This is a genomic window from Streptococcus sp. KCJ4932 (assembly GCF_004352745.1).
Taxonomy (GTDB): domain Bacteria; phylum Bacillota; class Bacilli; order Lactobacillales; family Streptococcaceae; genus Streptococcus; species Streptococcus ruminicola.
This window is the reverse complement of the sequence record NZ_SJWW01000016.1, coordinates 36153-49923: the sequence shown is the minus strand read 5'-3', so window position 1 is coordinate 49923 and position 13771 is coordinate 36153. Positions and strand designations below refer to the sequence as shown.

Below are 13771 nucleotides of genomic sequence, written 5' to 3'. Positions count from 1 at the left end.
TCAATCATAGTTAAGTGACGATAGCCTAGGAGATACACCTGTTCCCATGCCGAACACAGAAGTTAAGCCCTAGCACGCCTGATGTAGTTGGGGGTTGCCCCCTGTTAGATATGGTAGTCGCTTAGCAAAAGGGAGTTTAGCTCAGCTGGGAGAGCATCTGCCTTACAAGCAGAGGGTCAGCGGTTCGATCCCGTTAACTCCCATTAACAATGGTATATAAACCAAAAGGTCCCGTGGTGTAGCGGTTATCACGTCGCCCTGTCACGGCGAAGATCGCGGGTTCGATTCCCGTCGGGACCGTTTGACTCGTTAGCTCAGTTGGTAGAGCATCTGACTTTTAATCAGAGGGTCACTGGTTCGAGCCCAGTACGGGTCATATTAATATGCGGGTTTGGCGGAATTGGCAGACGCACCAGATTTAGGATCTGGCGCTTAACGGCGTGGGGGTTCAAGTCCCTTAACCCGCATTAAATAAGAAGTTGCCGGCTTAGCTCAGTTGGTAGAGCATCTGATTTGTAATCAGAGGGTCGCGTGTTCAAGTCATGTAGCCGGCATATAGGATACTCTTTATGCGAACGTAGTTCAGTGGTAGAACATCACCTTGCCAAGGTGGGGGTCGCGGGTTCGAACCCCGTCGTTCGCTTGTTAGAGGCCGGGGTGGCGGAACTGGCAGACGCACAGGACTTAAAATCCTGCGAAGGGTAACCTTCGTACCGGTTCGATTCCGGTCCTCGGCAGTATACAATTTAATATTATGATGCACCCTTGGCTCAACTGGATAGAGTACCTGACTACGAATCAGGCGGTTGCAGGTTCGAATCCTGCAGGGTGCATAATTTCGGGAAGTAGCTCAGCTTGGTAGAGCACTTGGTTTGGGACCAAGGGGTCGCAGGTTCGAATCCTGTCTTCCCGATTGATGGCGGTGTAGCTCAGCTGGCTAGAGCGTCCGGTTCATACCCGGGAGGTCGGGGGTTCGATCCCCTTCGCCGCTATAGATGATATATGGATGACTTTGGACCTTTAGCTCAACTGGTTAGAGCACTCGGCTCATAACCGAGCGGTCGTAGGTTCGAGTCCTACAAGGTCCATATTGATTTGAAACTTTTTATTATGGAGGATTACCCAAGTCCGGCTGAAGGGAACGGTCTTGAAAACCGTCAGGCGTGTAAAAGCGTGCGTGGGTTCGAATCCCACATCCTCCTTTAATATTGTTAGCGCGGGATGGAGCAGCTCGGTAGCTCGTCGGGCTCATAACCCGAAGGTCGTAGGTTCAAATCCTGCTCCCGCAATAGTTTGGCTCGGTAGCTCAGTTGGTAGAGCAATGGATTGAAGCTCCATGTGTCGGCGGTTCGATTCCGTCTCGCGCCATTTAAAATTTAATAAATGCGGGTGTAGTTTAGTGGTAAAACTACAGCCTTCCAAGCTGTTGTCGCGAGTTCGATTCTCGTCACCCGCTTTTTATTTTTTATTTATATTGGTTATTCCAAGTTTCATGGGCGCATAGCTCAGCTGGTTAGAGCGCACGCCTGATAAGCGTGAGGTCGGTGGTTCGAGTCCACTTGTGCCCATACATGGAATGGAGAATTACTCAAGAGGCTGAAGAGGACGGTTTGCTAAATCGTTAGGTCGGGTAACTGGCGCAAGGGTTCGAATCCCTTATTCTCCGTGCTATTTTACAAACGAGATTATCTTTTGATATCTCGTTTATTTTTATATTCTAAGTTAGTTGGTGCACAATTTTGAAAAAATTAAGAATCTCTCGTCTCGTTTTCTTCGCTGTGTTGATTTTATTGGTTCTCTGTCTTTCTTTGGCATTTCTATTTAAGAATGAGGGAATTATTTCTAGTGTAACTTCTCCAGTTCGGAGTGTTGTTGCAAGAGTGGATTCTATTGTTTCCGCTCCCTTTAGATCTTTAGATTCTCTTAATGAGGATATTCACGATCTTTTTGATACTTATTCTGAGAACAAAAAGTTAAAGAAAAAGGTTGCAGAGCTTGAAAATCAGAGTGAAGTGATTGATTCTTTAAAATCTGAAAATGATCAATTAAATAGTGCTATTAATGCATCATCATCTATTACTACTCAGTTTTCTGCTACAGGAAAAGTTATTGTTAGAAGCCCAGTTTCTTGGTATGATTCTTTGACTGTTAAGTTAGGAAAAAATAATAATGTTGCTAAAAAGATGCTTGCTTTGTCAAATGGGGGACTTATTGGTGTAGTCACTGACGTTTCTTCAACTACTTCAAGTATTGCACTTTTAGCAAATGGTTCTGATTTTAGTATTCCTGTTAAAATTTCAACTGCTTCAGGTGATGTTTTTGGAATTTTAGAATCTTATGATTCAGATAAGAAATGTTTTGTTGTTTCGAATCTAAATTCTTCTACTGATATTAATGGAAATGATAGTGTTGTGACAAGTGGACTTGATGGTGATACTGTTGCAAATATTGCTGTTGGCTCAGTTTCAAGTGTGAAGAACAGTTCAGAGAATTTAGAACGTGTTGTTTATGTAACACCTGCGGCAGATTTTTCTGATATCTCATATGTAACAATAGTTGGTGATTAAAGTGGCTTTTTTTAAGAATAAATACTTTTTACTTTTTTTACTTTTTCTCTTGATGTTGATTGATGGTCAGCTTTCTTACTTGATGAGTTCTGTTTTCTCGTATCATGTAACCATTAGTAGTCATCTACTTTTGCTGGCAATTATTAATTTTTATCATGATAGGAATAAACATTTTGTCTTATTCAGTGCCTTGGTCTTAGGTGCTTTATATGATATCTATTACTTGAATCGAATTGGTTTGGTTGTTTTCTTACTACCGGTTTTAGTAATTTTTACTAATAAGATTACTAAGAGTATTTTTGCAAGTAATTTTCAAACATTAACCTTCTATATTATTGTTTTGTTTTTGTTTGAAATTGTTGGAGAATCAGCAGCTGTTTTATTAGGAATGACAACGTTATCAATGGCTAATTTTATAGCATATAGTTTTGCGCCTACACTTATTTTTAACATTTTGTTGTATTTGATATTCCAGAAATTGTTTAAAAAAGTATATTTTAACGCTTAGATTACCATAACAAAACATAAATGTAACAATCACGTAATATTAATTGCGTGATTTTTTGGTAAAATAATAATGTCTTATCAAAAAGGAGTAGTTTAATTAATATGAAAAAAAGAATTTTATCAGCTGTTCTTGTCAGTGGTGTGACACTTGGAACAGCGGCCGTAACTGTAAATGCGGACGATTATGATACACAAATTGCTGCACAGGATGCTGTAATCAGCAACCTAACTTCAGAACAAGCTGCAGCTCAAAGTAAAGTTGACGCTATTCAAAGTCAAGTGTCTTCTCTTCAATCACAACAAGCTGATTTGGAAGCACAAAATGCTCAACTTGAAGCTGAATCTCAAAAATTAAGTGAAGAAATTCAAGCTCTTTCAAGCAAAATTGTTGCTCGTAACGAAACTTTGAAAAACCAAGCTCGTAACGCACAAAAAAATGCTTCAGCTACAAGCTACATCAACACAATCTTGAACTCTAAATCAGTTTCTGATGCTATCAACCGTGTTCAAGCAATTCGTGAAGTAGTTGCTGCAAACAAAAAAATGCTTGATGAACAAGAAGCTGATAAAGCTGCAATTGAACAAAAACAAGCTGAAAACCAAGAAGCTATCAATACAGTAGCTGCTAACAAAGCAACTATCGAACAAAACCAAGCTGCTTTGGCAACACAACAAGCTGAATTGCAAGCTGCTCAATTGGATCTTTCTGCTCAATTGGCAACTGCTGAAGATGAACGTGCTAACCTTGTAGCTCAAAAAGAAGCTGCTGAACAAGCCGCTGCTGAAGCTGCTGCAGCACAAGCTGCTGCCGAAGCACAAGCACAAGCTGAAGCACAAGCACAAGCTGAATCTGTAGCACAAGCACAAGCTGCTGTTCAAAACGGTACAGCTACAACTGATACAACTACAGATACTTCAGCTCAAGATTCATCAGCTGCAGCACCAGCACAACAAGCTTCAACTCCAGCTCAAGCAGCGCCAGCACAACAAGCTGCAACACCAGCTCAAAGTGCACCAGCACAAACTGCTGCTAAACCAGCTGCTTCAACTTCATCATCAGCTGCTAAACCATCTTCAGTAACACCAACTACTAACACAGCAGGTAACACTTACCCAGTAGGTCAATGTACTTGGGGTGTTAAATCACTTGCTTCATGGGTTGGTAACTACTGGGGTAATGCTAACCAATGGATTGCTAGCGCACAAGCTGCTGGTCACTCTGTAGGTACTACACCACAAGCTGGTGCAGTAGCTGTATGGCCATACGATGGTGGTGGTTATGGACACGTTGCATACGTAACAGCTGTTCAAAGCTCAACTAACATCCAAGTTATGGAAGCTAACTACGCTGGTAACTCATCAATCGGTAACTACCGTGGATGGTTCAACCCAACTTCATCAACTTGGGGTGGCGGAACTGTCTACTATATCTACCAATAATAAAACTGTGAGAAGGATTATGTCCTTCTCTTTTTTTGTGTCCCTCTATTTTGCCTGTATTTAGCGGATTTAACGCATTTGTCATTGAAAAAATGCTAAAAAAACGTTAAAATGGTAAAGGATAAAAACTTTGGAGGAAATCATGTCTTATTCTGATTTAAAATTGTTTGCCTTATCGTCAAACAAAGAATTAGCAGAAAAAGTAGCTTCGGCTATGGGAATTCAACTCGGAAAATCAACCGTTCGTCAATTTTCTGATGGTGAAATCCAAGTCAACATTGAAGAATCAATTCGCGGCGACCATGTCTTTATTTTACAGTCAACTAGCTCACCAGTTAACGATAACTTGATGGAAATCTTGATTATGGTTGATGCTCTTAAACGCGCTAGTGCTGAAAAAATTAGTGTGGTTATTCCTTACTACGGTTATGCACGTCAAGACCGTAAAGCTCGTTCACGCGAACCGATTACTTCTAAATTAGTCGCAAATATGCTTGAAGTAGCTGGAGTTGATCGTCTTTTGACTGTTGACTTGCACGCTGCACAAATTCAAGGCTTCTTTGATATTCCAGTTGATCATTTGATGGGTGCACCATTGATCGCTGATTACTTTGACCGTCACGGATTGGTTGGAGACGATGTTGTTGTCGTTAGTCCTGACCACGGTGGTGTGACTCGTGCACGTAAATTGGCACAATTCCTCCAAACACCGATTGCTATCATTGATAAACGTCGTAGTGTTACAAAAATGAATACCAGTGAAGTTATGAACATCATTGGTAATGTTAAAGGTAAAAAATGTATCTTGATTGATGATATGATCGATACAGCAGGTACTATTTGTCACGCAGCAGATGCTCTTGCTGAAGCTGGAGCAACTGCGGTTTATGCATCATGTACTCACCCAGTTCTTTCTGGCCCTGCTCTTGAGAATATCGAGAAATCAGCAATCCAAAAATTGGTTGTTTTGGATACTATCTATCTTCCAGAAGAACGTTTGATCGATAAGATTGAACAAATTTCAATCGCTGAATTAATTGCTGAAGCAATTACTCGTATTCACGAAAAACGTCCTTTGTCACCATTGTTTGAAATGGGAACAGCTAATAAATAAGATTTGACTTTAAGTCAGAAGAAATCGTTGGTGTTATTCCAGCGATTTTTTTAGTTTTAGATATTAACATGTGGATAAGTCACTTTTAGACATCGTTCGGTTATTGCTGTGGATAACTTGAAAAAGGGTGTATAATTATCAAATTTTATGTATAATAGATGTAATTAGATTTTTGAGGTGAAACTATGAGTTTAACAGATCGTTTTAATAAAAATTTAAATAAGATCGAAGTGTCGTTGATTCGTCAATTTGATCAGTCTATCTCTGACGTGCCAGGCATTATGAAATTGACTCTTGGAGAGCCTGATTTTACAACACCTGATCATGTTAAAGAGGCAGCAAAAGCTGCGATTGATGCCAATCAGTCTCACTATACTGGGATGGCAGGTTTACCTGCTCTTCGTCAAGCAGCTGCAGATTTTTTGAAATCTAAATATCATTTGTCTTATAATCCTGACAATGAAATTTTGGTTACAATTGGAGCAACGGAAGCTTTGTCAGCAACTTTAACGGCTATTTTGGAACCTGGTGATACAGTTCTTTTGCCTGCGCCAGCTTATCCTGGTTATGAACCTATTGTTAATCTTGTAGGAGCTGAAATTGTTGAAATTGATACAACAGCTAATGATTTTGTTTTAACACCAGAAATGCTTGAAAAAGCCGTTTTGGAACAAGGCGATAAGCTAAAAGCTGTTTTGCTTAATTACCCAACTAACCCAACTGGTGTGACTTATTCACGTGAACAAATTAAAGCTTTGGCGGATGTGCTTAAGAAATATGATGTTTTTGTGGTTTCAGATGAAGTTTATTCTGAATTAACTTATAGTGATGAACCTCATGTATCAATTGCTGAATATCTTCCAGAACAAACTATTTTAATTAATGGTCTTTCTAAATCTCACGCTATGACAGGTTGGCGAATTGGTATGATTTTTGCACCAGCTAATTTTACAGCGCAGTTGATTAAAAGTCACCAATACTTGGTTACAGCTGCTGCAACAATGGCACAGTTTGCTGCGATTGAAGCTCTTTCAGTTGGTAAAGATGATGCTCTTCCAATGAAAGCAGAGTATATGAAACGTCGTGATTACATCATTGATAAGATGTCAGCACTTGGTTTTAAGATTATTAAACCAGATGGTGCCTTTTACATTTTTGCTAAGATTCCAGCTGGCTATGAACAAGATTCATTTAAATTCTGTCAAGATTTTGCTCGTGAAAAAGCAGTTGCTTTTATTCCAGGTGTGGCGTTTGGTAAATATGGTGAAGGCTATCTTCGTTTGTCATATGCGGCAAGTATGGAAACAATCACAACAGCCATGGATCGTTTGAAAGAATTTATGGAAGAACATGCAAAATAAGGAAACTTACGGTCTTGTCCTTTATAATCGTAATTATCGTGAGGATGATAAGTTAGTTAAGATTTTTACTGAAACCAATGGGAAACACATGTTTTTTGTGAAACATGCTAGTAAATCTCGCTTTAATTCGGCTATTCAACCGTTAACGGTAGCTAAATTTATTTTAAAAATCAATGAGACTGGTTTATCTTTTATTGAAGATTATAAGGAAGTTGATTCTTTCAAGGAGATTAATGCGGATTTATTTAAACTATCTTATGCGTCTTATGTGACGTCCCTAGCTGATGCTGCTGTACCAGATGGTGTTGCAGATCCGCAGTTATTTGCCTTTTTAAAGAAGACTCTTTTGTTGATGGAAGAGGGGCTTGACTATGAAATTTTGACTAATATTTTTGAGATTCAGATTTTAGAACGTTTTGGTGTTAGTCTTAATTTTCATGACTGTGCTTTTTGTCATCGTGTAGGGCTTCCTTTTGATTTTTCACACAAGTATTCTGGTTTGCTTTGTCCTGAACATTATGTGAAAGATGAGCATCGCAGTCATTTGGATCCAAATGTTCTTTATCTGGTGGATCGTTTTCAAGCAATTCAATTTGATGATTTGAAGACAATTTCTGTTAAACCAGAGATGAAACAAAAATTGCGTTTATTTATTGATGATATTTATGATAATTACGTTGGTCTTCGTTTGAAGAGTAAGAAATTCATCGATGATTTAGGAACTTGGGGAAATATTATGAAATAAAGTCACTTGATAGGTAGAATTTTCATCCTGCTTATCAGATGGCTTTTTTTTTCTGAAAGCATGCGAGGATTTTCAAAAAATGAAAAAAATCGCGAATCATGCTATAATAAGGCGATAATGTTTTGTGAGGAAATTCATATGAAGAAAATTGCTATTGATGCTATGGGCGGAGATAATGCTCCTAAAGCTATTGTTGAGGGAGTTAATCGTGCCTTGGCTGAATTCTCAGATATTGAGATTCAACTTTATGGAGATGAAGCAAAAATTAAGGAATATTTGACAGCAACAGACCGTGTATCAATTATTCATACAGATGAAAAAATTAATTCGGACGATGAGCCAGCAAAAGCGATTCGTCGTAAAAAGAAAGCTAGTATGGTACTTGGTGCTCAAGCCGTTAAGGAAGGAACAGCAGATGCTGTGATTTCTGCGGGTAATACAGGTGCTCTTTTGGCAGCAGGACTTTTTGTTGTTGGACGTATTAAAGGAATTGATCGTCCAGGGCTTATGTCTACTCTACCAACTTTAGATGGTAAAGGTTATGATATGTTGGACCTTGGTGCTAATGCGGAAAATACACCTAAACACTTGCACCAATATGCTATCTTGGGCTCATTTTATGCTAAAAATGTTCGTGGCATTGATAAACCTCGAGTTGGTCTGCTAAATAACGGAACAGAGGCTACTAAAGGTGACCCGCTTCATAAGGAAGCTTATACTCTTTTGGCAGAAGATACTAGTTTGAATTTTGTTGGAAATGTTGAAGCGCGTGATTTGATGAATGGCATTGCTGATGTTGTGGTATCAGATGGATTTACTGGAAATGCTGTTCTTAAAACGATGGAAGGAACTGCTCTTAACATTATGGGAAGCTTGAAATCTTCTATTAAATCAGGTGGATGGAAAGCAAAATTAGGAGCCCTTCTACTAAAAGACAGTTTGTATAGTCTAAAAGATACTATGGATTATTCAAGTGCAGGTGGTGCAGTTCTCTTTGGGCTTAAAGCACCTGTTGTGAAATGTCATGGTTCAAGTGACGCGCAAGCTGTTTACTATACTATTAGACAAGCTCGTAAGATGTTAGATACAAATGTTGTTGGTCAATTGGTTGAAGCATTCACACCAAAAGACTAATGAAAAGGGAGGATGAAATGACAAAAGAGGCTATTTTTGAAAGGATTAGTTTCATCATTAAGGAGCAAATGAATAAACCAGATATGGAGATTACGCAAACAACGAGTCTTCATGATGATTTGGGAGTTGATTCAATTGCCTTGATGGAATTTATCATCAACTTGGAAGATGAGTTTCATTTGGAAATCCCTGACGAAGATGTTGAAGACATGAAATGTATGGGAGAAATGATGGAATATCTCTATAATAGAGTAAATTAAGCAAAAACGTTCGCTAAAAGCGGACGTTTTTATTTTTATTTTATTAAAAAGTCTGTTAAATATTGAAATTGGTTAGAGCATGTGTTAAAATTTAGTAGAATAAAAGCGAAAGGCGAACAAAAACATGTCACGACAACTAATTTATACGGGAAAAGCTAAAGATATTTACACAACTTCAGAAGATGAGAACTTGATTATTTCAGTCTACAAAGACCAAGCAACAATGCTTAATGGTGCTCGTAAAGAGACTATTAAAGGTAAAGGCGTTCTTAATAATCAAATCTCATCTTTAATTTTTACTAAATTGAATGAAGCAGGTGTGGCAACTCACTTTGTTAAACAATTGTCAGAAACCGAACAATTGAACAAAAAAGTTGATATTGTTCCTCTTGAAGTTGTTTTGCGTAATGTTACAGCAGGTTCATTCTCAAAACGTTTTGGTGTCGAAGAAGGTATCAAATTGGACACACCAATTGTTGAGTTTTATTACAAAAACGATGAATTGGATGACCCATTCATTAATGATGAACATGTGAAATTCCTTGGTATTGCAAGCGATGAAGATATTGCTTACATCAAAGCTGAAACACGTCGTATTAATGAACTTTTGAAAGATTGGTTCAAACAAATCGGACTTACTTTGATTGATTTCAAATTGGAATTTGGTAAAGATAAAGACGGTAAAATCATTCTTGCTGATGAATTTTCACCTGATAACTGCCGTCTTTGGGATGCTGAAGGTCACCACATGGACAAAGATGTCTTCCGTCGTGATCTTGGTAGCTTAACAGATGTTTATGAAGTTGTTCTTGAAAAACTAAAAGGACTTAAATAATCTGCAACATTTGCTAGTAGGTAAAAGAAGAATTCTAAAAAGGGTAAAAAATGGATAAACGAATTTTCGTTGAGAAAAAATCAAATTTCAATATTAAAGCTCAAGCGCTTGTTAAAGAGCTTAAACATAATCTTCAATTAACAAGTTTGACTGATCTACGTATCATTCAAGTTTATGATGTTTTTGGGCTAGACAAAGCACTTTTTGAACGTGCGGAAAAACATATCTTTTCTGAACAAGTAACAGATAATATTTTGGCTGAAAATGATTTGGTTGCTGAACTTGCTAATTATGCTTTCTTTGCGATTGAATCACTTCCTGGTCAGTTTGACCAACGTGCAGCCTCATCACAAGAAGCCTTGCTTTTGCTTGGTAGCAATAGTGACGTGACTGTTAATACTGCTCAACTTTATCTCGTTAATAAAGATATCGCTGCAGCTGAACTTGATGCGGTTAAGAATTATTTGCTTAATCCTGTTGATTCTCGTTTTAAAGGTATTACAACAGGAATTGCCCCACAAGCATTTTCAGAATCTGACAAAACAATTCCAAATCTTGATTTCTTTAAAACTTATACAGCAGCTGAATTTGCTGACTACAAAGCTGAACAAGGTTTGGCGATGGAAGTTGATGACCTTCTTTTCATCCAAGATTATTTCAAATCAATTGGTCGTGTGCCAACTGAAACTGAATTGAAAGTTTTGGACACTTACTGGTCAGACCACTGCCGTCACACAACCTTTGAAACTGAGCTTAAACATATTGATTTCTCAGCGTCTAAATTCCAAAAACAATTGCAAGCAACTTATGATAAATACATTGCTATGCGTGATGAATTAGGTCGCTCTGAAAAACCACAAACATTGATGGATATGGCGACTATCTTTGGTCGTTACGAACGTGCTAATGGACGTTTGGACGACATGGAAGTCTCAGATGAAATCAACGCATGTTCTGTTGAAATCGAAGTAGATGTGAATGGTGTTAAAGAACCTTGGCTTCTTATGTTCAAGAATGAAACACATAATCACCCAACAGAAATTGAACCATTTGGTGGTGCTGCAACATGTATTGGTGGTGCTATTCGCGACCCATTGTCAGGACGTTCTTATGTTTACCAAGCTATGCGTATCTCAGGTGCTGGTGATATCACAACACCAATTGCAGAAACTCGTCTTGGTAAATTGCCACAACAAGTGATTTCTAAAACAGCAGCTCATGGTTATTCTTCATATGGTAACCAAATCGGTCTTGCAACAACTTACGTTAAAGAATACTTCCACCCAGGATTTGTTGCTAAACGTATGGAACTTGGTGCTGTTGTCGGTGCAGCTCCTAAAGGTAATGTTGTTCGTGAAAAACCAGAAGCTGGTGATGTAGTTATCCTTCTTGGAGGTAAAACAGGTCGTGATGGTGTCGGTGGTGCAACTGGTTCATCTAAAGTTCAAACAGTTGAATCTGTTGAAACAGCTGGCGCAGAAGTTCAAAAAGGTAATGCCATCGAAGAACGTAAAATTCAACGCCTTTTCCGTAATGGCAATGTGACTCGCCTCATCAAAAAATCAAATGACTTTGGTGCTGGTGGAGTCTGTGTTGCGATTGGTGAATTGGCTGATGGTCTTGAAATTGACCTTAATAAAGTGCCACTTAAATATCAAGGGCTTAACGGAACTGAAATTGCTATCTCAGAATCACAAGAACGTATGGCTGTTGTAGTTCGTCCGAAAGACGTTGAAGCTTTCGTAGCTGAATGTCACAAAGAAAATATCGATGCTGTTGTTGTTGCGACAGTTACAGAAAAACCAAACCTTGTCATGACTTGGAATGGTCAAACCATTGTCGATATTGAACGTCGTTTCCTTGATACTAACGGTGTGCGCGTGGTCGTTGATGCTGATGTTGTTGACAGTCAAGTTGACATGCCAGAACAACGTACAACTTCAGCAGCAACTCTTGAAACTGATACAACTAAAGTCCTTTCAGACCTTAACCATGCTAGCCAAAAAGGTTTACAAACAATCTTTGATAGCTCTGTTGGTCGTTCAACAGTTAACCATCCAATTGGTGGTCGCTACCAAATCACACCAACAGAAAGTTCTGTTCAAAAACTTCCTGTTCAAAATGGTGTAACAACAACAGCTTCAGTCATGGCTCAAGGATTCAATCCTTACATTGCTGAATGGTCACCATATCACGGTGCTGCTTATGCTGTGATTGAAGCGACAGCACGTTTGGTGGCAACTGGAGCAAACTGGTCTAAAGCACGTTTTTCTTATCAAGAATACTTCCAACGTATGGATAAAAAAGCTGAACGCTTTGGTCAACCTGTCTCAGCTCTTCTTGGTTCAATCGAAGCTCAAATTCAACTTGGTTTACCATCAATTGGTGGTAAAGATTCAATGTCTGGTACTTTTGAAGAATTGACAGTACCACCAACATTGGTTGCTTTTGGGGTAACAACAGCTGATAGCCGTAAAGTTCTTTCACCTGAATTTAAAGCAGCTGGCGAAAATGTTTACTATATTCCAGGTCAAGCTATTTCACAAGATATTGATTTTGACCTAATCAAAGGTAACTTTGCTAAATTTGAAGCCATTCAAAAAGCACATCACATTACAGCAGCGTCAGCTGTTAAATACGGTGGTGTGATGGAAAGCTTGGCACTTGCTAGCTTTGGTAATCATATCGGTGCTAAGGTTGAATTGGCCGAGCTTGCAACAAGCTTGACAGCACAACTTGGTGGCTTTGTCTTTACTTCAGATGAAGAAATTGCTGACGCTATTAAAATTGGTGAAACAACAGCTGACTTTACACTTACTGTCAACGATATCAACCTTGCTGGTGACAAACTTCTTTCAGCCTTTGAAGGAACACTTGAAGAAGTTTACCCAACTGAATTTGAACAAAGTACTAAGCTTGAAGATGTTCCAGCTGTCGCTTCAGACGCTGTGATTAAGGCAAGTCAAAAAGTTGCTGAACCACTTGTTTACATACCAGTTTTCCCTGGTACAAACTCAGAATACGATTCAGCTAAAGCCTTTGAACAAGCTGGTGCAAAAGTTAATTTGGTACCATTTGTGACACTTAATGAAGCAGCTATTGAAGCTTCAGTTGATACAATGGTTGACAACATCAGTAAAGCTAACATTATCTTCTTTGCTGGAGGATTCTCAGCTGCTGATGAACCAGATGGTTCTGCTAAATTTATCGTGAACATCTTGCTTAACCAAAAAGTTCGCGCAGCTATTGATAGCTTTATCGAAAAAGGTGGTCTTATCATTGGTATCTGTAATGGATTCCAAGCCCTTGTTAAATCAGGTCTTCTTCCATACGGTAACTTTGAAGATGCTACTGAAACAAGTCCAACTCTTTTCTACAACGATGCTAACCAACACGTGGCGAAAATGGTTGAAACACGTATTGCAAATACAAACTCACCTTGGCTTGCTGGTGTTGAAGTTGGTGATGTTTACGCTATTCCAGTTTCACATGGTGAAGGTAAATTTGTTGTGACTGATGAAGAGTTTGCTGAACTTCGTGATAACGGACAAATCTTTAGTCAATACGTTGACTTCGATGGCAAACCAAGCATGGATTCTAAATACAATCCAAATGGCTCTGTGAATGCTATTGAAGGTATCACAAGCAAGAACGGACAAATCATCGGTAAGATGGGACACTCAGAACGTTACGAAGATGGTCTTTTCCAAAATATTCCAGGAAATAAAGACCAACACTTGTTCCGTAGCGCGGTTGAGTATTTCACTAAAGCTTAATATCCACAAAAATATATTTTATAGAATTGATA

General features: G+C 38.7%; 10 protein-coding genes, 17 tRNA genes and 1 rRNA gene. All 28 read left to right on the top strand.

The annotated features are described in order from the left end of the window. The first annotated feature begins 10 nt into the window (after nt 1–10). Nucleotides 11–126: ribosomal RNA gene (gene rrf / locus E0E02_RS07845) — 5S ribosomal RNA — on the top strand. A 4-nt stretch (nt 127–130) separates the two neighbouring features. Continuing rightward, nucleotides 131–203 (top strand) — tRNA-Val (locus tag E0E02_RS07840). Between the two features lie 24 nt (nt 204–227). Then, nucleotides 228–300: transfer RNA gene (locus tag E0E02_RS07835), tRNA-Asp, on the top strand. A 3-nt stretch (nt 301–303) separates the two neighbouring features. Beyond that, nucleotides 304–376 (top strand) — tRNA-Lys (locus E0E02_RS07830). A 9-nt stretch (nt 377–385) separates the two neighbouring features. Further along, a tRNA-Leu gene (locus E0E02_RS07825) sits at nt 386–467 on the top strand. A 14-nt stretch (nt 468–481) separates the two neighbouring features. Next, nucleotides 482–554 (top strand) — tRNA-Thr (locus E0E02_RS07820). A gap of 17 nt (nt 555–571) precedes the next feature. Next, nucleotides 572–643, top strand: a tRNA-Gly gene (locus E0E02_RS07815). 8 nt (nt 644–651) lie between these two features. Beyond that, nucleotides 652–737, top strand: a tRNA-Leu gene (locus tag E0E02_RS07810). A gap of 22 nt (nt 738–759) precedes the next feature. Then, nucleotides 760–833: transfer RNA gene (locus E0E02_RS07805), tRNA-Arg, on the top strand. A gap of 6 nt (nt 834–839) precedes the next feature. Further along, nucleotides 840–913: transfer RNA gene (locus E0E02_RS07800), tRNA-Pro, on the top strand. A 5-nt stretch (nt 914–918) separates the two neighbouring features. Continuing rightward, nucleotides 919–992 (top strand) — tRNA-Met (locus E0E02_RS07795). A 22-nt stretch (nt 993–1014) separates the two neighbouring features. Next, nucleotides 1015–1088: transfer RNA gene (locus tag E0E02_RS07790), tRNA-Ile, on the top strand. A 24-nt stretch (nt 1089–1112) separates the two neighbouring features. Further along, nucleotides 1113–1202: transfer RNA gene (locus E0E02_RS07785), tRNA-Ser, on the top strand. A gap of 13 nt (nt 1203–1215) precedes the next feature. After that, nucleotides 1216–1289, top strand: a tRNA-Met gene (locus E0E02_RS07780). A gap of 6 nt (nt 1290–1295) precedes the next feature. Next, nucleotides 1296–1368 (top strand) — tRNA-Phe (locus E0E02_RS07775). A 17-nt stretch (nt 1369–1385) separates the two neighbouring features. After that, a tRNA-Gly gene (locus E0E02_RS07770) sits at nt 1386–1456 on the top strand. 38 nt (nt 1457–1494) lie between these two features. After that, nucleotides 1495–1568, top strand: a tRNA-Ile gene (locus E0E02_RS07765). A 10-nt stretch (nt 1569–1578) separates the two neighbouring features. Then, nucleotides 1579–1666 (top strand) — tRNA-Ser (locus E0E02_RS07760). A gap of 73 nt (nt 1667–1739) precedes the next feature. Beyond that, nucleotides 1740–2567, top strand: coding sequence for a rod shape-determining protein MreC (mreC, locus tag E0E02_RS07755; protein ID WP_276319490.1), 828 nt, complete (start codon nt 1740–1742; stop codon nt 2565–2567). After that, nucleotides 2560–3075 carry a rod shape-determining protein MreD gene (mreD, locus tag E0E02_RS07750; RefSeq protein WP_206282023.1) on the top strand — a complete coding sequence of 172 codons (516 nt, stop codon included), beginning with the start codon at nt 2560–2562 and terminating at the stop codon, nt 3073–3075. Before mreC ends, mreD begins: the two co-directional genes overlap by 8 nt. A 101-nt stretch (nt 3076–3176) precedes the next feature. Beyond that, entirely contained in the window at nt 3177–4514 is a 1338-nt protein-coding gene (locus E0E02_RS07745; RefSeq protein WP_039696067.1) for a CHAP domain-containing protein, read from the top strand. Nucleotides 4515–4656: 142 nt separating this feature from the next. Further along, nucleotides 4657–5628, top strand: coding sequence for a ribose-phosphate diphosphokinase (locus E0E02_RS07740; protein ID WP_039696066.1), 972 nt, complete (start codon nt 4657–4659; stop codon nt 5626–5628). Nucleotides 5629–5813: 185 nt separating this feature from the next. Then, a complete protein-coding gene (locus E0E02_RS07735; RefSeq protein ID WP_074565237.1) occupies nt 5814–6989 on the top strand; it encodes a pyridoxal phosphate-dependent aminotransferase in 1176 nt (391 codons plus the stop codon). Then, complete coding sequence (gene recO, locus E0E02_RS07730) at nt 6979–7734, top strand: DNA repair protein RecO (protein WP_133018278.1); 756 nt, start codon at nt 6979–6981, stop codon at nt 7732–7734. Before E0E02_RS07735 ends, recO begins: the two co-directional genes overlap by 11 nt. A gap of 138 nt (nt 7735–7872) precedes the next feature. Continuing rightward, nucleotides 7873–8868: a phosphate acyltransferase PlsX gene (gene plsX / locus E0E02_RS07725; RefSeq protein ID WP_133018277.1), complete on the top strand. Its 996-nt coding sequence runs from the start codon at nt 7873–7875 to the stop codon at nt 8866–8868. Nucleotides 8869–8885: 17 nt separating this feature from the next. Next, nucleotides 8886–9128, top strand: coding sequence for an acyl carrier protein (locus E0E02_RS07720; protein ID WP_039696062.1), 243 nt, complete (start codon nt 8886–8888; stop codon nt 9126–9128). Nucleotides 9129–9252: 124 nt separating this feature from the next. Further along, entirely contained in the window at nt 9253–9963 is a 711-nt protein-coding gene (purC, locus tag E0E02_RS07715; protein ID WP_074565243.1) for a phosphoribosylaminoimidazolesuccinocarboxamide synthase, read from the top strand. A 50-nt stretch (nt 9964–10013) separates the two neighbouring features. Continuing rightward, entirely contained in the window at nt 10014–13739 is a 3726-nt protein-coding gene (locus tag E0E02_RS07710) for a phosphoribosylformylglycinamidine synthase (RefSeq protein ID WP_133018276.1), read from the top strand. The last annotated feature ends 32 nt before the right edge of the window (nt 13740–13771 follow it).